The organism is Phaeobacter sp. QD34_24 (assembly GCF_028890115.1).
Taxonomy (GTDB): Bacteria; Pseudomonadota; Alphaproteobacteria; order Rhodobacterales; family Rhodobacteraceae; genus Phycobacter.
In genome coordinates, this window is sequence record NZ_JARCJD010000017.1 from 69,470 (window position 1) to 90,112 (window position 20,643).

16 protein-coding genes are annotated in these 20,643 nt (G+C 64.0%); 8 read left to right on the forward strand and 8 right to left on the reverse strand.

Going from position 1 to position 20,643, the window contains the following annotated elements:
* Window positions 1-16: 16 nt before the first annotated feature.
* Genes pdxA through lptF form a run of 5 tightly spaced genes read right to left on the reverse strand, consistent with a single transcriptional unit; the run spans window position 17 to window position 6,668 of the window.
* The gene (gene pdxA, locus PXK07_RS14335; RefSeq protein ID WP_274849016.1) at window positions 17-994 is read right to left on the reverse strand and encodes a 4-hydroxythreonine-4-phosphate dehydrogenase PdxA; all 978 of its coding nucleotides are present in this window, start codon (window positions 992-994) and stop codon (window positions 17-19) included.
* On the reverse strand, window positions 991-2,262 hold the full coding sequence (locus PXK07_RS14340; protein WP_274849017.1) for a peptidylprolyl isomerase: 1,272 nt from the start codon (window positions 2,260-2,262) through the stop codon (window positions 991-993). The genes pdxA and PXK07_RS14340 overlap by 4 nt, the downstream gene beginning before the upstream one ends.
* Window positions 2,247-4,409, reverse strand: a complete 2,163-nt coding sequence (locus tag PXK07_RS14345; protein WP_274849018.1) for an LPS-assembly protein LptD — start codon at window positions 4,407-4,409, stop codon at window positions 2,247-2,249. Before PXK07_RS14345 ends, PXK07_RS14340 begins: the two co-directional genes overlap by 16 nt.
* A gap of 1 nt (window position 4,410) precedes the next feature.
* Window positions 4,411-5,532: an LPS export ABC transporter permease LptG gene (lptG, locus tag PXK07_RS14350; RefSeq protein WP_274849019.1), complete on the reverse strand. Its 1,122-nt coding sequence runs from the start codon at window positions 5,530-5,532 to the stop codon at window positions 4,411-4,413.
* Window positions 5,529-6,668, reverse strand: a complete 1,140-nt coding sequence (gene lptF, locus PXK07_RS14355) for an LPS export ABC transporter permease LptF (protein WP_274849044.1) — start codon at window positions 6,666-6,668, stop codon at window positions 5,529-5,531. Before lptF ends, lptG begins: the two co-directional genes overlap by 4 nt.
* Window positions 6,669-6,864: 196 nt before the next feature.
* Between lptF and PXK07_RS14360 the strand changes: the two genes are divergently transcribed.
* Both PXK07_RS14360 and PXK07_RS14365 read left to right on the forward strand, forming a co-directional pair.
* On the forward strand, window positions 6,865-8,340 hold the full coding sequence (locus tag PXK07_RS14360) for a leucyl aminopeptidase (protein ID WP_274849020.1): 1,476 nt from the start codon (window positions 6,865-6,867) through the stop codon (window positions 8,338-8,340).
* 7 nt (window positions 8,341-8,347) lie between these two features.
* Window positions 8,348-8,818: a DNA polymerase III subunit chi gene (locus tag PXK07_RS14365; protein WP_274849021.1), complete on the forward strand. Its 471-nt coding sequence runs from the start codon at window positions 8,348-8,350 to the stop codon at window positions 8,816-8,818.
* 16 nt (window positions 8,819-8,834) lie between these two features.
* On the opposite strand, the gene PXK07_RS14370 is transcribed toward PXK07_RS14365, so the two are convergent.
* Both PXK07_RS14370 and PXK07_RS14375 read right to left on the reverse strand, forming a co-directional pair.
* Window positions 8,835-10,910, reverse strand: coding sequence for a putative bifunctional diguanylate cyclase/phosphodiesterase (locus tag PXK07_RS14370; RefSeq protein ID WP_274849022.1), 2,076 nt, complete (start codon window positions 10,908-10,910; stop codon window positions 8,835-8,837).
* Between the two features lie 340 nt (window positions 10,911-11,250).
* Window positions 11,251-13,524 (reverse strand): NADP-dependent malic enzyme, encoded by a 2,274-nt coding sequence (locus tag PXK07_RS14375; protein WP_274849023.1) that lies wholly within the window; start codon window positions 13,522-13,524, stop codon window positions 11,251-11,253.
* Window positions 13,525-13,704: 180 nt separating this feature from the next.
* Between PXK07_RS14375 and PXK07_RS14380 the strand changes: the two genes are divergently transcribed.
* From PXK07_RS14380 to PXK07_RS14405, 6 genes are all read left to right on the forward strand, one after another.
* Entirely contained in the window at window positions 13,705-14,808 is a 1,104-nt protein-coding gene (locus PXK07_RS14380; protein ID WP_274849024.1) for a cupin domain-containing protein, read from the forward strand.
* A gap of 13 nt (window positions 14,809-14,821) precedes the next feature.
* The gene (locus tag PXK07_RS14385) at window positions 14,822-15,214 is read left to right on the forward strand and encodes a cytidine deaminase (RefSeq protein WP_274849025.1); all 393 of its coding nucleotides are present in this window, start codon (window positions 14,822-14,824) and stop codon (window positions 15,212-15,214) included.
* 6 nt (window positions 15,215-15,220) lie between these two features.
* Window positions 15,221-16,525: a thymidine phosphorylase gene (locus tag PXK07_RS14390; RefSeq protein WP_274849026.1), complete on the forward strand. Its 1,305-nt coding sequence runs from the start codon at window positions 15,221-15,223 to the stop codon at window positions 16,523-16,525.
* On the forward strand, window positions 16,525-17,739 hold the full coding sequence (locus PXK07_RS14395; protein WP_274849027.1) for a phosphopentomutase: 1,215 nt from the start codon (window positions 16,525-16,527) through the stop codon (window positions 17,737-17,739). The genes PXK07_RS14390 and PXK07_RS14395 overlap by 1 nt, the downstream gene beginning before the upstream one ends.
* A gap of 79 nt (window positions 17,740-17,818) precedes the next feature.
* Window positions 17,819-18,451 carry a uracil phosphoribosyltransferase gene (gene upp / locus PXK07_RS14400; protein WP_274849028.1) on the forward strand — a complete coding sequence of 211 codons (633 nt, stop codon included), beginning with the start codon at window positions 17,819-17,821 and terminating at the stop codon, window positions 18,449-18,451.
* Between the two features lie 160 nt (window positions 18,452-18,611).
* On the forward strand, window positions 18,612-19,973 hold the full coding sequence (locus tag PXK07_RS14405) for an SPOR domain-containing protein (RefSeq protein ID WP_274849029.1): 1,362 nt from the start codon (window positions 18,612-18,614) through the stop codon (window positions 19,971-19,973).
* Window positions 19,974-20,052: 79 nt separating this feature from the next.
* Here the strand turns inward: PXK07_RS14405 and PXK07_RS14410 are convergent, their stop codons facing one another.
* On the reverse strand, window positions 20,053-20,634 hold the full coding sequence (locus PXK07_RS14410) for a retropepsin-like aspartic protease family protein (RefSeq protein WP_274849030.1): 582 nt from the start codon (window positions 20,632-20,634) through the stop codon (window positions 20,053-20,055).
* Window positions 20,635-20,643 lie beyond the last annotated feature (9 nt).

Consider the following 20,643-nt stretch of genomic DNA (forward strand, 5'->3'; position numbering starts at 1 on the left):
CAAGGGGGGCGGGCGGTCAGCTGCCTGTAGAGATGGCCATGCGATGTGCCATTTTCACCGCTTCGATCATACTAGACGGGTTTGCCTGCCCGGTTCCGGCGATATCGAAGGCGGTGCCATGGTCGGGCGAGGTGCGGATGAAGGGCAGGCCCAGGGTCACGTTGACGCCCCGGTCGAAATCCAGCGTCTTGATCGGGATCAGGGCCTGGTCGTGATACATGCAGATCGCCGCATCATAGCGGGCGCGGGCGGCGGCGTGAAACAGCGTGTCCGCCGGATGTGGGCCGGTCAGGGTCATCTCGGGCGATTGCAACTGATCGATCAGCGGCGCGATCCAGTCGATCTCCTCTTGCCCCATGGCACCACCTTCGCCGGCATGGGGGTTGAGGCCGGCAATGGCGATGCGTGGATGGGCAATGCCGAACTGGTGGCGCAGCCCTTCGGCGGTAATGGCGATGGTCTCGCGCAGCAGGCTGGGGGTCAGAGCCTTCGGCACCTCTGACAGGGCAATGTGGATCGTTGCGGGCACCACCCGCAGCTGTTCGCTTGCCAGCATCATCACCACCCGCGCGCGCCCCGCAAGATGGGCGAGGAACTCGGTATGGCCGGGATAGGCAAAACCGGCCCCGTCGATCAGCGCCTTTTTGTGGATCGGCGCGGTACAGAGCGCCGCAGCGGCTCCAGAGCGCACCAGCGCGACGCCGGTCTCGATCGCTGCGATCACGCCGGGGGCATTTCTGGGATCGGCGGTGCCGCAGTCAGCAGAGCCAGCAAAGGGCAGGTGCAGCACCGGCAGGGCATGGGGGCAGATCTGCGCGGCCTCTTCCGCGCGCTGAACCTCTTGCCAGGGCGTGTCTGCAGGCAGGTGCCGCGGATCGCCGATCCACAGCATGGGCAGCTCTGACTTCAAGGCGGCCCAGGCCTTGGCCGCGATTTCAGGGCCGATGCCCGCCGGTTCGCCGCAGCTGATCGCAACCGGGCGTGGCGGGGTCATTTGTCCTCGATCCTGGCGTCGGCGCGCAGCTGTTCCAGGTAACTTGCAGAGAGGGATTCGACCCGCTGTGCGGTCAGCGCATTGGCAACGGTTTCCCGGCTTTCACCTTCGCCCAGTTCCGCGGTGCGCCCGCACAGGCGCAGGAGCACCAGGGTTTCACCGTTGTTGCGGGTCACGGCCGTGGAGGTTTCACCGGGGTCCAGTTTGGCAAGTTCAATTGCGATGTCGCGGTCGATCTCACCCGGCGAGAGGCTCACGCGGTCCAGAACCGAAGGGTCCTGCCCCTTGGCGACGCCATAGAGATCGTCGCATGTATCGGTGCCCTCGATGATCTCTTGTGCCTTGGCCAGGGTCGCGGCGCTGCGCCCGCCGGGCAGGTAGTAGGCGGCATATTCAATGGCTGCAAAGCGTTGCGCACGGCCAGAGACCTCGCGCAGGCCGCGCATCTGGAACAGGGCGACCGCCCCCTGCAGGGGCAGGGGTTCGGTGATGTCCCCGGGGGAGAGGGCCAGCACCACCTGCTGCAGCTGCGGTGGCAGTTTGGTCAGCGGCATCCAGTTCAACTCGCCGCCCCGCTCGCGGCTTTGGGCGGCGGAATACTGGGTCGCGGCGGCGGCAAAGGCCGCGCGTGTGGTCAGAGCCGCAATCTGCTGGGCAAGGTCTTCGACCTGAGGGGCGTTCTGTTCATTGATGGGCAGGATGATTTCCGAGAGCAGCACCTGAACGCTGCCGGATCCCGCCTGGCCCATGGCGCGGTCGATCTCGGCCTCGGTGGGGCGGGCACGGGCCAGGAAACGGGCGCTGACCAGGTCGCGCCAGCCGATGCCCACGCGGGAAAAATCGCGCACGGTTTCAGGATCGACACCGTTTTCCTGCAGGGTCGAGAGAAATTCGTTCAAGGAGAGATTCGCCCGTCCCGCCAATTCGGTCATGCCGGTGGTGATTTCGTCCTCGCTGGCCGCAATTCCGGCCTCTTCCATGGCAACCAGTTTCAGGCGGTCGTTGATCAGCTCCTTGCGCGCGGCCTCCATCAGGTCGCCGGGGACGCGCAGGACGGCCATGAACCGTGCCCGTTGTTCCAGCTCGTAATGGGTGATGACCGCGTCATCGACGGTGATCGCCGGCGAGAACAGCCCTTGGGCAGGGGCAGGTTGGGGAGACGCCAGCAACGCGGCGCAGGTCAAAACGGCTGCGGCAGGGCGGCTCGCAAAACGCAGGCTGCGGTGTGTCAGGGAGGCCAGATGCCGATAGGTCAAGTATTGCTGCATGATCGCCTGTACTTCTTGTTGCCGCTGTTCACGGAGAACCCGTTCAACGCGATGGTAAACCCAAAATCGGTCGAAGGCTCAAGACTTGTTGTCGATGTATAGCGCCGGTTGATCGTCACGTCGACCGTGACGCATTCGTTGCTATAGGCAAGGCCGAACCCGGCCCGGGTGGCCCGGGCGTCGGAGATGTCGTAGCGCAGGCTGGCACTGGCGCGCCAGGAGGGGGAAATATCGTAGGTCCCGTCGAACCACATTTCCGATGATTCTTCGCTGCGCCCTTCCGCCGGGTCGGTGCCCAACCACAGGTAGGTGCCGGCGACGGTGGCCCGGCTGTGCCGCCAGTCGCCGCGGAATTCCGCCTTGGAAAAGTTCAATGATCCGTTCAGCAGGCCGCGCGCTGTCAGCGACAGATCTTCGCTCAGCCTCAGCTGGCCTGCCAGCAGCAGATCCGAGCTGGTGCCGCCAAGTCCGGAACTCTTGGTGAACCTCGGGTCTGCATCCTGCCGGATGACCTGGCCGACGGTGGCGAAGGCCTGCCAGCCGCTGGTGGAGTAGCGGGCCCAGTTGAAGCCATAGACCAGGGTCAGGCCCTCTTCGCGTGCGTCGATGGCGGGGAACCGGGACAGGGCCAGGAGGTTGCCCTGGTCGAACTCGACAAAGCCGCTTTCGTCTTCCGGCACCGCTTCGCCGGTGACGTCACGCCAGCCCAGTTGCACGATCGGTTCCAGATAGGTGCTGTGGCCTGCGGCGCTGCGGCGGCTCATCGGCAGGCGCAGGGTCAGCGCGCTGCGCGGCGCAAGGCGGATTTCCGAGTTGGCGAAATTGGCGTCGTTATAGACCGAAAAGGCATCCGCTGCGGCTCCGACCTGCCATTCGGCGACAATGCCATAGGCCAGCCGCCAGTTGCGGCGCCAGTCCACATCCGCCGTCAGCCGCGCCACATCGCGTCCCTGCGGCAGAGGGCCGATGCTTGTCAGGTTCGATTGGCGGCGATGGCCGTGGCCTTCGAGGCTGAGGCGCATCTCACCGCCAAGGCGCCCGGGGGAGAAACGCTGCTGATAGGTCACATCAGCGATGGCGGAGGGAATGAACTCCTGCTGTTCACTGTCGCGCAGCGTCTTGTAGTGATAGACGCCGGCCCGCAACAGCATGTCGCGCCGGGCCTTTGTCAGGGTCGCCTCTGACCGCAACCGGTCGAGATCCTGCAGGCCGTAATCGGCGAGATAGGCATCATCCGAGACGGTTTTCAGATCAAAGTCCAGGTTCACGCCCTTGGGAAGCTCGAACTGCCCCTGCGCGAAGATATAGCCACGGCTTTCACCCGTTTGCAGGTCGTCGCGGGTATGGGCGCCCTCGATAGTGATGCGGCCGGTCCGGAAGGCCTGGCGGTAGCGCCCCTCCAGGGTGCGGGTCTTGCCGGAGATATAGGGGCTGAGCGTCAGGTCCCGGTGATCGCCCAGCCGGAAGAAATAGGGCACTTTCACCCCTGACCCAAGGTTCGAGGTGGTACGGATCGACGGGATCAGAAAACCGGTGGTGCGCTCCAGGGTCGGATCCGGCAGGCGGATGCCCGGAAAATAGAAGACGGGCACGTCCAGCACGCGCAGCTGGGCATTCTCGAAGTAGAGCTGTTGCGCCAGTTGGTCGTGGGTGACGCGTTCGGCGCGGATCTGCCACAGGGGCGGGCGCCCGTCGTCGTAGACATGGCAGGAGGTCACGGCGGTTTTGTAAAGCTGCGTATAGCGGCCGCTGACGCGGGTCATCTGCAGCGAGGCCAGTTGCAGCTGCTGTTTGAACACCATGCGCGCGCTGCTCAGGATGCCGTTCTGCAGATCACGGTCCATTTCGGCGGCGCTGGCCAGGATGGTGACATCGCCGCCCTGATCGATGCGGATCGGGCCCGCGATCTCCAGCGTCCCATTGCTTTGATCATAGGTGATCTTTTGCGCCCGCAAGCGCACATCGCCCTGAAAGGCCTCCACATTGCCGGTGGCCACGAGAATCCGCTGGGGCGTGATGAAGACGCGGTCGGCAACCAGCATCGCCGGGGCCGAAGCGCTCTCTGCTCCGGCCGGGGGCTCTGCCCGGGTGGGGGCGCCAAGTCCAAGCCAGGGCAGCAGCGCAAGGCTGAGAAGGGCGCGGCGCATGTTATCCGTCCTCGGCATGTAGAAGCAGTCCCATCGTCAGCAGGATTGAGGCCACCGGAGGCGCCCAGGCGGCGAGGGCCACCGGGATCTGGCCGTTTTCGCCCAGAACCTGCGCAAAATTGCGGATGAAATAAAGCCCAAACCCCAGCAGCACCGCCGTAAGCACCGCCAGGCCCGTGCCTCCGAACCTCGTGTGGCGCATGGTGAAGGCGGCGCCGACCAGCACCATTGCCACCAGGAACAAGGGCCGTGCCAATGCGACCTGGTACCAGACCTCATAGCGTTTGGTGGAAAAGCCGGCAGCGGCCAGATCCCGGATCGTTGCCGGCAGGTCGTAGATGGAAATGCCCTCGGCGGTGCCCAGGGTGTCGCGGATGCGCTCGCTGGTCAGGGTGGTGGGTAGGATCAGCACGTCATGTTCGGCAGCGATGCTTTCGGGGTTGAGGCCGATCGTCAAGGGCCAGACCTTGGCCTTGGTCAGCAGCCAGTCCTCTCCCTGCAGGCGCGCGCTTTCGGCAATGATATAGCGGATCGGGCCGCCGCCGGGCGCGTAATCGTGGATGGTGACGTCAAACAGGGTGATATTCTCCGCATTGCCTGCCTCGGCCTCATCGTTGCCATAGCCGCGGGCGTGGATCACCGACTGCCCGTCCGGGCTGCCCTGGCGCAGCCACAGCCCTTCGCCGGACAGGGACAGTGCCGCCGGGCCCCCGTTGCGATAGGTGTCGGAGAGCGCCTTGAACCGGTTGCTGGTCGCCGCCACGATGGGGTTGAGCATGCTGACCGCCAGAACACCGATCAGCGCCGCCACGATCACCGGAGCGGCCAGGGCGCGCAGACCCGATCGCCCGATCGCCCGTGTGACCACCAACTCGCTGCTGCGCGCCAGGCCGACAAACAGCACGATGGTGGAGAGGATCATGATCAGCGGCAGGAATTCGCTGAAGGCCGCGGGGGCATTGAGCAGGGTCAGCCCGATCAACCGGCCCGCGCCCAGCTCCAGACTGTCAAACCGGCGAATCTGTTCGTTGAGGTCGATCAGGATCACCAGGGTCATCAAAACGCTGGTAATGATCAGGAACCACTGGGCGAACCTGCGCGCATAGTAGAGATCGAGTTTCATGCCGGGTGATCCCCCGGTTTGGAGGGCCGCTGCCAATGCATCAGGCCGGGATGGCTGGCCAGATAGAGAAACCCGAGCGCAAAGAAAAGCCCGATCAGCGCAGGCAGGTAGATCAGCGGCCACAGGTCCGGGTTCTTGATCACCGGGTCTGACACCACCCCGCGCATGCCCTCGACCAGGATCAGCAACAGGAAGGCCAAAAGCGCCTGCCGCCAGACCCCAAAGCGCGAAAACGTCCCCAGCATGAGGGTGGAAAACCCGATCAGTGCCACCACCACGCAGATCAATGCCTGGGCAAAGCGCAGATGCAGCTCTTCGCTCTGGGTGCCGGCAGAATAGCCATCTGTTGCGGTCACCTCTGCGCGCGCGGTCAAGAGCTCAAGGCTGGGAATGGCGCGGATATTGCGGATGGGGTTTTCCGTCTTCTTGGTCAGTTCGCTGATATCGTATGAAAAATCCGAAAACACGGTGGTCGACAGCCTGCGCGTTTTGGCATCCAGCCGCTGGGCCATGCCCTCCACCAGGATCAGATGCGCGCGGTCCTCGTCGCGTACCAGAAAGGCCCGCGCGCCGGTATAGGTCACGGCACGATCGGGGTCGCGGCGGTCGGAGAGGAAGACGTCGCGAAGCGTGCCGTCCGGGTCGATCTGGCGAATGTAGAAGGTCACGCCTTTGGTGGGATGCAGGAAATTGCCTTCGGTCAGAAGCCGGGCCGTGACATTGCGGGAGACCTCCCGTTCCCGGACTTCCAGCTGGCTGATCGATGCGGGCAGCAGAACATGGGTCAGCGCCGACATCATCAGCGCGGTGATCAGCCCGAAAGCCAGCGCAGGCCGGGCCATCTGCCAGGGGCTCGATCCGGTCGAGCGCAGCACCGTCAGCTCGCTTTCGCTGTGCAGCCGGTTGGTGACCCAGATCGAAGCGGCAAAGGCGGCAACCGGCAGCACCATACGCACCAGATTCGGCAGGGTCAGGGCGGTGAATTCCAGGAAAACCAGGGCTGATTGCCCGTCACCGATCAGCCGGTCGAACAGGACAACGGCCCGGTTCAACCAGAAAACAGCAACAAGAATAAGCGCAAAGAAGCCGAAGAACAGCAGGTATTGCGACAGCACGTATCTGTCGTAGCGTGACACCCGATCCCCCCAGATCTTGCCATTGTTGTTTTGCCGCAGCTTAAAGGAATTGTCGGGCGGGGAAAACTGCAATCTGCGCGCCCCATATGCAAAGGCAGCCTGTGGCGGGTAGGGGCGGTGGTTCCGGGCTGGTCAAGCCGGGGCACACAGGCTAGCTGTTGCAAAACGCATGCCTAAGACGACAGGAGCTCATGAGATGTCTGGTCTGACCCCGATCCGTTTTGACGCCTTCGACCCCAAGCAGCTGGCACAGATCAGTGGCCATCTTGTGGTTGTGCTGCCGCCTGAAGGCACGATGGGTCAGGCCGCCCGCACCGCCAATCGGCTGACCAAGGGCGCGCTTGCCCGGCTGAAAGACTCCGAGACCTTCACATCCGCAAAAACCGGTCAGGTGATCAGCCTGAACTGGCCCTCGGGCCTGGTGGCCGAGGCGCTGCATGTGCTGGTCCTGCCCAAGCGGATCAGTCAGGCCGAGGCCCGCAAGGCCGGTGCGGAACTGGCCAAACTGGCGAAGGGCAAGGCGATGACCGTGATGGCCGGCCCGATGAGCCGGGCCGCCGATCTGGCGATGGGGATTGCCCTGCGCGCCTATGATTTCGATCAGCACAAGACATCCAAAGAGGAAACCCAGGCGGGCGAGGTGGTGATCGCCCACAAAAGACCCGAGGAGATGACAGCCGCCTTTGCCCCCCTGCAGGCAGTGGCCGAGGGCGTGCATATGACCCGCGATCTGATCAACGAGCCGGCCAATGTGCTGACCACCAGCGAATTTGCCCGCCGCATCGAAGGGCTCAGCGAGATCGGTGTCGAGGTGGAGATCCTCGAAGAGGCGGATCTTGAGAAGCTGGGCATGCATTGCCTTCTCTCTGTTGGGCAGGGGTCCGACAGCCCCTCCAAGGTGGCGGTGATGCAGTGGAAGGGCGGTCCCAAGGACGAGGCACCGCTAGCGCTGGTGGGCAAGGGCGTGGTTTTTGACACCGGCGGCATCTCGCTGAAACCGGCGGCGGGCATGGAAGACATGACCATGGATATGGGCGGCGCAGGCGTTGTTACCGGCACCATGAAGGCGCTGGCCCTGCGCAAGGCAAAGGCCAATGTGGTGGGCCTGGTGGGGCTGGTCGAGAACATGCCCTCGGGCAATGCCACCCGTCCCGGTGATGTGGTCAAGACCATGAAGGGCGATACGGTGGAGGTGATCAACACCGATGCCGAGGGGCGTTTGGTGCTCTGCGATGTCATGTGGTACGCGCAGGACCGCTTCAAACCGGCTGGGATGATCGATCTGGCCACCCTGACCGGTGCGATCATCATCGGCCTTGGTCATGAAAATGCCGGTGTCTTCTCCAATGACGACAAGCTCTGCGATGCCTTCCTGAAATCCGCGGGTGCCGAGGATGAAGGCGCTTGGCGCATGCCGCTGGGCCAGGCCTATGACGACATGCTGAAATCGCGCATCGCCGATATGAAGAACGTGGGCGGGCGCCCGGCGGGCTCGATCACTGCCGCGCAGTTCCTGCAGCGCTTCGTGCAGGAGGGCACGCCCTGGATTCACCTGGATATCGCCGGTGTTGCCTCGGTCAAGACCGATACCTCTTATGCGCCGAAGGGCGCGACTGGCTGGGGCGTCATGGCGCTCAATCGCCTGGTGCAGGACCGTTTCGAGGCGGAATGACACTGCCATGGGGGCCGCTTTCTTCTACCACCTGACCCGCAGGCCGCTGCAGGACACGCTGCCGGTGCTGCTGGACAAGGCGCGCGGCGCGGGCTGGCGCATCGCGGTGCGCGGCCCTGATGCCGAGCGGCTGGCCTGGCTGGATGAACGGCTCTGGCTGGGTGGCGATGAAAGCTTCCTGCCGCACGGGCTGGCCGGTGGCCCGCATGATGCGCATCAACCGATCCTGCTGACCACGGCGACAGAGGCGGCGAACAAGCCGACATGCGTGATGTCAGTGGATGGGGCTGAGGTGACGCCCGAGGAGGTGCAGGCGCTGGAACGGGTCTGCATCCTTTTCGATGGCACCGACCCGGAGGCGGTGCAGCATGCGCGGGTGCAGTGGAAGACCCTGACCGATGCCGGATGTGCGGCGCAATACTGGTCCGAGGAAAGCGGCCGCTGGGAAAAGAAGGCCGAGAAGGAGCCCGCGCAATAGCGCCCGGGCCCTGAGCCTAGGAGGCCTTGCTCTGCTTGTCCTGCGACCAGATCAGGAAATCGGAATCGACGGTGACTTCGGCAAAATGTTCTACCGGTTTGCCGAACAGATAGCCCTGCAGGTAGGTCACGCCGATGGCATGCAGCAGCCGGGCCTGCTCCAGGGTTTCCACCCCTTCCGCCACGGTGTGCACGCCGAACCGTTCGGCGATCATCACGCTGCCCTCAATGATGGCGCAGCGCTGATCGTCGATCTGCTGCACGAAGGATTTGTCGATCTTCAGCGCCGAAATCGGCATTTCATGCAGCCTTGACAGCGAGGAATAGCCGGTGCCGAAATCGTCGATGTGGATTTCGATGCCCAGCGAATGCAGGTCGTTCAGAACGCCGATGATGGCGTCCTGATTGCGGGCATCGACGATGGTCTCGGTCACCTCGAGGATCAGCATGCGGGGCGGCAAATCGTATTTGTCGAGGTAGCCGAGGATAAACTCGGCAAACCCGGGCACCACCAGTTGCCGCAGCGAGATGTTCAGGGCCAGGCGGATATGCGATGCCCGCCCCAGTTCCTCTGTGTAGGTGGCCAGGGCGGTGTCGAGTACGAATTCGCCGATGTTGACGATCTCGCCGATGTCCTCGGCAATGGGGATGAATTCCTCCGGGCTGATACGGCCCAGGATCGGATTGTCCCAGCGCAGCAGCACCTCGTAGGAATGTACGGAGAAATCGTCGGAACAGACCAGCGGCTGGAAGGCCAGGTGCATTTCCTCGGAGGCCAAGGCATGTTTCAGGCGCTGGGCGATGATCAGGGTGCGTTCCTGCTCGGCCACCAGATCCTGGGAGTAAAGCAGGGTATTGCCGCGCCCCGTGCGTTTGATCTCTCCGGCGGCCAGATCGGCGGACCTGATCGCTTCGCTCACCGCCACCGGATGCGGGCGGCAGACGGCAAGTCCGGCGCTGAAGCCGACCGAGACCTCGCGGTTGCTGAAGTTGACTGGTCTTTGCACGATGGCGCGCAGCTGGGCGGTGAATTCATGGCCGATATCGGCACAGCGGTCTTCGGGTGCCGCCAGAAGCCCGACGAACTCATCGCCGCCCCAGCGACAGAAGGCACAGAGATCCGGCGCGGCCTCGGCCAGCCGCTGTCCGATTTCCGCAAGGGTGCAGTCTCCGGTGGCATGTCCCATGCCGTCATTGATCTGTTTGAACCGGTCCAGATCGATGAAAATGACCGCAAAGGCATGACCTTCGGGGATCCGGTGGCGCTGGTCTTCGACCCATTGGATGATGCCGCGCCGGTTGTAGAGTTGCGTGAGACTGTCGCGTTCGGCCAGGCGTTTGAGATCGCTGGTGCGTCGCTTGACACGATCTTCCAGGGTGGCGTTGAACTCGGTCAAGGCCTCCTGCTGCACGCGCAGGTCGTCCACCAGGCTTCGGTTCCGCATCTGCAGCTCAATCGAGTTGCGCAGGATATTGTGGTTGCGGCCATGGGTGACCAGCATCACGCCCCAAAAGGTCGCGACCAGCAGGCTCAGAACGTGCTGCGGTTCGGGTTGCAGCTGCAATTCTGCAATGATCACTATGAGCAAGCCGCTGATATAGACGCGGCCCGATTTCAACAAAGGCGCGATGACGCCGGTCGCACCCGATGCCATAGCGGAGACCACGATAATGGCAAAATACTTCAGGTTGTCATTGCCGCTTTGAAGCGCCAGATGCAGCAGGGTACCCCACAGGGCAACCCCGACAGACATGCCAAGAAAGTAGCGCCTGGCGCCGCGCGCCACGTCCGAAGGGGGCGTATCCGCCGCTTGCAGGCGCTGAATGTCACTGCGCCCGGCAAGGACGCGTCCCAAAGACAGCACAAGCAAGCCGACGATCAGAGCGGTGACAAGCGCGGAGTTGTTGCCGGTGATATAGAATTCCGCGTAAAGCCCCAAGCCGCAGGCGACATTGACCACGATATTGGACAGGTAATTGTTATAGCCATGCCGCACCAGGCACAGATCAATCTCTGCCCTTTGCTCCGTGGAGCAGCCTTCCGTCTCTGCCGCAGGGGCAGTGCCGGGAAAGGCGCTATTGGGATTACTCACCGTCAACTCGTTCAACCCTTGGATCGGGGCTTTTTCAAAACCCTGCGTCGCCTTGCCGAGGCACTGGAGATAAATGATCTCGAGCCGGTGCCACGACCACCCGCTCGCGCGCAGACAGGTGGTTCTGTCACTGTTAAGTGTCGGGGGTTATTATTGTGTTGATATTAGCATTTTTAGATATGTTGCCGTGTTCGGGCCTGTAGCCCTGCCCCCCTGCCAACTGCGGCAGGCCGCCAGCCACAGGGCAGGCCTGGCAGGCCCGGCAGGTGCCGGGGCGGGCGGGGCTATTCGCCCCGGCTTATCCGCAGTTGATCATCCGCAGTTGATCATCCGCGGCCGGTCATCCGTAGTGGGCGACCGGGGTTCCGGCGATGGCGGCCATGTTGAGCAGGCCGCGCGCGGTGATCGACGGGCTGACGATATGGGCGCGGTTGCCCATCCCCATCAGGATCGGTCCGACCTCCAGCCCGTCCGAGCGCATCTTCAGAATATTGCGCACCCCGCTGGCCGCATCCGCATGGGCAAAGACCAGCACATTTGCGGCCCCTTCCAGCCTGGAGTTGGGGAAGATGCGTTCCCGCAGGTCGGCATCCAGGGCGGTGTCGATGTTCATCTCGCCCTCGTAGATGAAATCGCGTTTCTCGCGATCCAGAATGTCGATGGCCGCCCGCAGCCTGGCACCGGTGTCGCAGTCGATATTGCCGAACTGAGATTGCGAGCAGAGCGCGATCTGCGGCGTGAGGCCAAAACGGCGAACATGCCGCGCGGCGCCCATCACGGTCTGGGCGATCTGCTCGGGGCTGGGTTCGATCCGAACCTGCGTGTCGGCGATGAACAGCGGGCCATCTTCCAGGATCATCATCGACAGCGCCCCATGAGGCGCATAGGTGCCGCCGCCCAGAACCTGCGTCACGTAGTTCAGGTGCCAGCGGTATTCGCCGAAGGTGCCGCAGATCAGGCTGTCCGCATCGCCGCGCTGCACCATGATCGCTCCGATGGCGGTGGTATTGGTGCGCAGGATCGCCTTGGCCAGATCCGGGGTCACGCCGCGGCGCTCCATGGTCTGGTGATAGCTGTTCCAATAGTCGTAATAGCGCGGATCGTTCTCGGGGTTGACGATCTCGACATCGGTGCCGGGGCGGATGCGCAGGCCGAGCTTTTCGCAGCGCGCCTCGATCACCTCGGGGCGGCCGATCAGGATCGGGGTCTCGGTGGTTTCCTCCAGCACCTCCTGAGCGGCGCGCAACACGCGCTCGTCCTCGCCCTCGGCAAAGACGATGCGGCGCGATGCGGCGCGGGCGGCCTCGAACACCGGTTTCATCAGCAGGGCCGATTTGAACACGGTCTGGTTCAGCTTGGCGCGATAGGCGGTCAGATCCTCGATCGGGCGGGTGGCGACACCGCTTTCCATCGCGGCACGGGCCACGGCAGAGGAGACAATGCCGACGAGGCGCGGATCAAAGGGTTTGGGGATCAGGTAATCGGCGCCAAAGGTCAGCTGCTCTCCCTTGTAGGCCGCTGCCGCCTCGGCCGAGGTGGTGGCGCGGGCCAGCGCCGCGATGCCCTCGACGCAGGCAATCTGCATGGCATCGTTGATCTCGGTCGCGCCCACGTCCAAGGCGCCGCGGAAAATGAAGGGAAAGCACAGGACGTTGTTGACCTGGTTGGGAAAGTCACTGCGCCCGGTGGCGATGATCGCATCGGGCGCCACCTTGCGGGCCTCATCCGGCATGATCTCGGGGGTGGGGTTGGCCAGGGCAAAGATGATGGGCCGCGCGGCCATCCTGGCCACGTGATCGGGCTGCAGCACATTGGGGCCGGACAGGCCGAGGAACAGATCGGTGCCCTCGATCACATCGTCCAAGGTCCGCAGCTCGGTCTCCTGGGCAAAGGCGGCCTTCATCGGGTTCATGTCCTCGGTGCGGCCCGCGTAGACCAGCCCATGCAGATCGCAAAGCCAGATATTCTCGCGCTTGACGCCCAGCTTCACCAGCATGTTGAGGCAGGCAATGCCCGCAGCGCCACCACCAGTAGAAACCACCTTGATGTCCGCGAAGGATTTTTTCGCCACATGCAGCGCATTGCGCGCCGCCGCCCCGACCACAATGGCGGTGCCGTGCTGATCGTCATGAAAGACCGGGATGCCCATGCGTTCCCGGCAGATCTTCTCGACGATGAAACAGTCGGGGGCCTTGATGTCTTCCAGGTTGATGGCGCCGAATGTGGGTTCCAGCGCGCAGACCAGATCGGCGAGCCTTTCCGGATCGCTTTCGTTCAGCTCCAGGTCGAAACAGTCGATGCCCGCGAAATTCTTGAACAGGACCGCCTTGCCCTCCATCACCGGCTTGGAGGCCAGCGGGCCGATATTGCCAAGCCCCAGAACCGCCGAACCGTTGGAGACCACAGCCACCAGGTTGCCGCGCGAGGTATAGCGCGCCGCGTTTGCGGGGTCGTCCTTGATCTCCAGGCAGGCCTCGGCAACGCCCGGCGAATAGGCCCGCGCCAGGTCGCGCCCGTTCGCCATCGGTTTGGTGGCACGGATCTCCAGTTTTCCGGGGCGAGGGAACTCGTGATAGCGCAGGGCGGCGTCGCGCAGGTTGGGTGTATCGGACATTGCAAGGGCTCCAAAACTGATAGTTTAGCGTTAAACTACTTTGGATCGAAGGGAAACAGCGATTTCCGCTCAGCGGGTAGCTGTCATCGATGTGATCGGCATATCCTTGCACATCCCCGGCAATGGGATCACTGTGCCGTGAGTTTAAAAGATCATTAAATTACCCTCAGGGAGACCAGAATGGCAGAGACCATTGCCGAGATGCGGCTGCCCACAGAAGAGCTGCGCGACGATATTCCCTTCTATACCAAGGTATTGGGAATGAAGCTGGATATGATCTATCCGGCGGATGATCCGCGCATCGGGGTGTTTTCCGGCCATGGGCTGCGTCTGCGCATCGAGCGGGGCGCACCGGAAGGCCCGGGCACCCTGCGGATCCTGACCGAGGACCCGGAAGGATTCGCCGATGGCGCGCGGACCCTGACCGCGCCCAATGGTACCAAGATCGAGATCGAGGAGCGTAACCCGCCGCTGGTGATGCCCGAGACGGTGCATTCCTTCGTGGTGCGCAGGCTGAAGGATCAGGCGCCCTGGATCATCGGGCGCGCGGGCATGCACTACCGCGACCTGGTGCCGGATCGCCTGGGCGGCTCGATTATCGCCAGCCACATCCGCATTCCCGATGGCGGCCCGGTGCCGGACATGGTGCATTTCCACCGGGTCGGGTTCCAGCTGATCTTCTGCATCCACGGCTGGGTCGATGTGGTCTATGAAGATCAGGGCGAGAAGATGCGCCTGACGGCGGGCGATTGCTTTATCCAGCCGCCCGAGATCCGCCACCGCGTGCTGGAGGCCAGCGACAACGTGCAGGTGATCGAGATCGGCGTTCCGGCGGAACATGTGACCGAAATCGACCATGAGATGACCCTGCCGACGCCGGATTACCTCCCGGACCGGGAATGGCAGGGGCAGCGGTTTGTCTACAATCAGGCCGCAGGGGCAGACTGGGTGCCCTTCCGCCTGCCGGGCTTCATCTGCCGTGACACCACCATCAACGAAAACACCAAGGGCGTTGCCTCGGTGCAGGTGGTGCGCCCCGGCGAAGGTGCGGATGCCGGAAACAGCCCCTGGGCCAGCCATGACACCGATATCCTCTTCACCTTCGTGATGGCGGGCACTGTGACCTTGCACGGGGAGGGGCGGGAGCCTTACGCTCTGGAAACCGGGGATGCCTTCGTGATACCGCCGGGTATGAAAACCCGGCTCAGCGATGCCTCGGACGATCTGGAACTTCTGGAAGTCAGCCTGCCGGGAAGCTTCACCACAAGCCTGGAGACATCATGAGCCTGGAGACATCATGAGCCTGAAAGACGCCGCCACCGCCGTTCGTGAAAACGCCCATGCGCCCTATTCCAAGTTCAAGGTCGGGGCCGCCATCCGCGCGGCCTCTGGCACGGTCTATGTGGGCTGCAACGTGGAAAACGCCGCCTACCCGGAAGGCACCTGCGCCGAAGCCGGCGCGATTGCCGCCATGGTTGCCGCGGGCGAAAAGCAAATTACCGAGGTCTATGTGATCGCCGATTGCCCCGATCCGGTGCCGCCCTGCGGCGGGTGCCGTCAGAAACTGGCGGAGTTCGGGGCAGGGGATGTACCCGTCACCATGGGCACCACCCGTGGCGCCGAGCGGGCCAGCACCATTGCCGACCTGCTGCCCGGCGCCTTTGAGACCTGCCATATGGACGGACAATAACCGGCCATGGATGCCCGTGCGATCAACGCTGCCCTGCGCCGGGGCGAGACACCCAGTGACGCCGATCTCAGCTGGTTTGCCGAAGGGCTGGCCAATGGCGCGGTCAGCGATGCGCAGGCCGGCGCCTTTGCCATGGCGGTCTGCCTGCGGGGCCTCAGCACCGAGGGGCGCCGCGCGCTGACGCTGGCCATGCGCGACAGCGGCGATGTGCTGACATGGGATCTGGACGGTCCGGTGCTGGACAAGCATTCCACCGGCGGTGTGGGGGATTGCGTCTCGCTGTTGCTGGCGCCCGCGCTGGCCGCATGCGGCGCCTATGTGCCGATGATTTCGGGGCGGGGGCTGGGGCATACCGGCGGAACGCTGGACAAGATGGAAGCCATCCCCGGGGTTTCGATCAATGTCAGCGAAGAGCGCCTGCAGGAGCTGATGCGCAATGTCGGCTGCGCCATCGTCGGCGCCACCTCCCGGATTGCCCCGGCTGACAAGCGGCTATATGCGATCCGCGATGTGACCGCCACGGTCGAAAGCCTCGACCTGATCACCGCTTCGATCCTGTCCAAGAAGCTGGCCGCCAGCCCCGATGCGCTGGTGCTGGACGTGAAGCTCGGCTCTGGCGCCTTCATGAAATCCATCGATGATGCCCGCGCGCTGGCGCAGTCGCTGGTCGATACCGCCAATGCGGCGGGCTGTGCGACCTCGGCGCTGATCACCGATATGAGCCAGCCGCTGGCGCCCTCCCTTGGCAATGCGCTGGAGGTGGCCGAGGTCATGCGCGTTCTGACTGGCGAGACCTCTGGTCCCCTGGCCGAGATCACCGTGGCGCTCGGAGCGGTGCTTCTGGTGCAGGCGGGGCTTTGCAAGACAGAGGAAGAGGCGGCAGAGCAGCTATCGGCGACCTTGCGGGATGGCCGGGCTGCCAAGCGGTTCGTAACGATGGTGGCGGCCATGGGTGGCCCTCGGGATTTTGCCACGGGCTGGGCCCGAGTCCTGCCAGAGGCCAGCGTCATCCGCGAGGTGACAGCACCGGAGGCAGGCTATATCAGCGCCATCGATGGCGAGGCGCTGGGCCTTGCCGTGGTGCGCCTTGGTGGCGGGCGGATGGTGGAGAGCGACCTGGTGGACCCGGCAGTGGGCCTGTCGGATATCCTGCCGCTTGGCACCAGGGTCGCGCGCGGTACGCCGATGGCGCGCATCCATGCATCGCGCGAGGATGCCGCCGACCGTGCCGCCGCAGAGGTGCGGGCGGCGATCACCATTTCTAGGACGGCGCCGGAGCTGCCTCCGCTCATCCATGAAAGGATTACCTGATGCCCCGTGCCTTTCTTGTGGTGATGGATTCCGTTGGCCTTGGCGGCGCGCCGGATGCGCACCGTTTCTACAATGGCGATCTGCCGGATCTGGGCGCCAACACGCTGGCCCATATTGCTCAGGCCTGCGCCGAGGGGCGCGCCGAAGAGGGGCGCAGCGGCCCGCTCAACCTGCCCAACCTCGATCGGCTGGGCCTTGGATCCGCCATGCGGCTGGCCTCTTCCGTGCCCGTTCCGGGGTTGGCGGCCACGCCCGAAGGGCTGTGGGGCTGCGCCGCCGAAGTCAGCCCCGGCAAGGATACGCCTTCGGGGCATTGGGAATTGGCTGGTCTGCCCGTGCCCTGGAACTGGCATTTCTTTCCCGACACTGATCCTGCCTTTCCAGCGGATCTGAGCGCCGTTGTGGCAAAGGCTGCGGGTGCGCCGGGCATCCTCGGGAATTGCCACGCCTCCGGCACCGAGATCATTGCGCGCCATGGCGCCGAACACATGCAGACCGGCGCGCCGATCTGTTACACCTCCGCCGATAGCGTCTTCCAGATCGCCGCCCATGAAGAGACCTTCGGCCTGGAACGCCTGTTGGAGTTGTGCCGCGCGGTGGCGCCGCGCCTGCATGAGATGAAAGTGGGCCGGGTGATTGCGCGTCCCTTTGTCGGTACGCCCGAGGCTGGGTTCACCCGCACCACCAACCGGCGCGACTTTGCCATTGCGCCGCCTGCAAAGCTGCTGACCAACTGGGTGCAGGATGCGGGGCGCAGGGTTCATGCCATCGGCAAGATTGGCGATATCTTCACCATGAGCGGCATCGACACCCTGAAAAAGGGCAGCGATGCCGAATTGATGCAGCATCTGGCAGGGGCCATCGACACGGCCGAAGACGGTAGCCTGACCTTTGCCAACTTTGTCGAGTTCGACAGCCTTTACGGGCACCGGCGCGATATCTCGGGCTATGCCCGGGCGCTGGAATGGTTCGATGCCGAAATCGGCAAGCTGCTGCCGCGCCTGCGCCAGGGTGACATCCTGGTGCTGACCGCCGATCATGGCAATGATCCCTCCTGGCCCGGAACCGATCACACCCGCGAACAGGTGCCGGTGCTGGTGGCGGGGGCGGGGCGGGCAGGCCCTATCGGCGCCCGTGCCTTTGCCGATGTCGGTGTTTCGCTGGCCGCGCATCTTGCCGTGCCAAGCACAGGCCCCGGTCGCAGCTTTCTGTGACGGCTTTGGCCTTCCGGCTTGCCTGTCCGGGGCAAGGGCGCATAAGAGAGAACAGAGATTTCTGTAGGAGAATGCCGCTATGTCCGATCATCTGACCGTTGTCGATCACCCGCTGGTGCAGCACAAGCTGACCCTGATGCGGGACAAGGGCACCTCCACCGCCGGTTTCCGCCGCCTGCTGCGCGAGATCACCCAGCTTCTCGCTTATGAGATCACCCGCGAGATTCCGCTGACCACAACCGCCATCGAAACGCCGATGGAAGAAATGGAAGCACCGATCCTGGCAGGCAAGAAACTGGCACTGGTGTCGATCCTACGGGCGGGCAACGGCATGCTGGACGGCGTGCTGGAGCTGATCCCCTCGGCCCGGGTCGGATTTGTCGGTCTTTACCGCGACGAAGAGACCCTTCAGCCGGTGCAATACTACTTCAAGGCGCCCGAAGGTCTGAAGGATCGTCTGGTGATCGCGGTCGATCCGATGCTGGCCACTGGCAACTCTTCGGTGGCGGCGATTGACCTGCTGAAAGAGGCAGGTGCCAACAATATCCGCTTCCTGTGTCTGCTGGCCGCCCCCGAGGGGGTTGCCCGCATGAAAGAGGCGCACCCGGATGTGCCGATCGTGACCGCCGCGCTGGATCGCGAGCTCAACAAGAAGGGCTATATCATGCCCGGTTTGGGCGATGCCGGCGACCGGATGTTCGGCACCAAGTAAACGGTCGCCCGCCGCCTGGAACGGGGAGCGGCGCGCAGGTTCGCGCGCCTTGACTGGACATGGAAACAAATTGCGCGGTGGCAGGAAGATTGTCCTGCCGCCGGGTTTACTCAAATTTCATTTTCAGGCATCCTGCGCCCATATGTTGTGGGGCTGTCTCATGAGAATAACAAGAATTGTCGCGCTCGCCTTGATTGCAGGCACATTTGGCCTTCAAGGGGCAGAGGCGCAGACACTGCGTGCGTCGGGTCCGCCATCGGAAGTTCCGCCCGCCTCTTACAAGGGCAAGCAATATGTGGACAGCCGTGGCTGTATCTACATCCGTGCGGGTATCGACGGCAATGTGAGCTGGGTGCCGCGGGTCACCCGCAGCCGCAAGCAGCTGTGTGGCTACAAGCCGACCACCATCGCAGGAACGACCAAGACAGGAACCGGTGGTGCTCCGGCGTTTGAGATGATCACCTTGCCAGAATCGCAGCGCCCAGGTGGCGCAACGACGACGACGGCCAGCGCCGCGGCGGCGCAAACCGCGCCTGCGGCCTCGGTTCGAACGCCAGCGCCCGCGCCACGGGTCGTGACCACCGCCAAGCCGCGACGCACCGCCAGCAGCACCAGCGCCACCCCGGCCCGGGTGACTGCCTCAGTGCCGCCGCGGGTCGTCAAACCGGCGCCGGTTGCGCCTGCCCCCGCGCCGGTGATCCGGCAGGTCTCACCTGCGGCGGGTGGATGTCCCGGTGCTTCGGCCATCAGCCAGCAGTATATCAACAGCGGGGCGAACGTGCGCTGCGGCCCGCAAGCGGAATCTCCGGTGACCTATGGTCGTGGGGGACGCTACGATCAAAACTCTTCCCTACAGCTGGCGCCGAATACGCCTGTCGTCCCGGCCCATGTCTATCATCAGCGGCGCTATAGCAGCGATCTTTCCGTGCCCGAGGGGTATCGCCCGGTCTGGAAGGATGATCGCCTGAACCTGCGCCGGGCCGAGCGTACAATTGCATCGGCCGTGATCCGCCAGGACGCAACTGTTCCTCCGGGATATGTGCGTGTCGAACGGGACGACGACCGGATGAATGCGATGCGCGCCCAGCGGACCGCCGAGGGCGACGCCCGGATGGCGGAAATCTGGACCGACAAGGTGCCGCGCACCCTGGTGAGACAGCCGCTGGATCGCCCGACGGTGCGCCTGTCCGGACATCAGGCGCGCAGTGCGGCCGAAGCACGCGAACCGCTGATGATGCGCCTGTCCACCCGTTCTGATCCGGCAGCCGAGACAGCATCATCCGACGCTGGTCCGCGCCGCTATGTGCGCGCCGCAACCTTTGCCGATCCCGAAGCGGCACGCCGCGCGGCCCAGGCCCTGGCGCGTAGCACGGGCTTGCCCGTACGTCTGGGCACGGCGACCCGCAACGGGAAACCCTATAAGGTGGTTCTGGCTGGTCCCTTCACGGGTGACGGGGCCGGGGAGGCGGCTTTGAACAGGGTGCGTGGTGCCGGTTACCCCAAGGCGCGGCTCAGCAAGTAATCCGCTCAGGTTGGGCGCTCTGGCCTAGCGGGTTCGCACATCTTGGCGGATTTGCACATCCTGGCGGGTCTGAGCCAGTCTAGCGGGTCAGAACCAGGGCGCGGTTCTGGATCTCGATCCGGGACCAACGCTGCAGGTAGCCCATGCCCAGAAGCGATTTCTCCATGTCGCCGCTGTTGACCCAGACGCGCACGCCCTTGTCTGTGATTCCGCCGAGCGACATCTCCTCGACCCAGGTGGAGGCGGTGCGCACTTCGCCATTGGCGGTCTGCGCGCGGCCCAGATAGGCGAGGCTTTCGGTGTCAATCCCGGCTCGTTCGGCATCTTTGCGGCTCAGCACCACCTGGCTGGCGCCGGTATCCACCAGGAAATTCACCGGCGCGCCATTGACCGAGAGCGTGAGATAGTAGTGCCCGTCCCGTGCCAGGGGCACCTCGACCCGGCCTTGTTCGGTCATCACGCTTTGCTGCGGCATCACGGTCTGGCGGATATCCCCCCACAGGCCGTAGCCCGCGATGACGCCGAGGAAGATGAAGGCCCAGATCGCCAGGGATTGCACCGTCTTGCCAAGGGATTGCCGGTTCTGCACAAAGACCCAGGATCCCACGGCCAACAGCAGCAGCACCAGATAGATCACCCGGCCATAGTCCATATCGCTCATGTGCGCGCC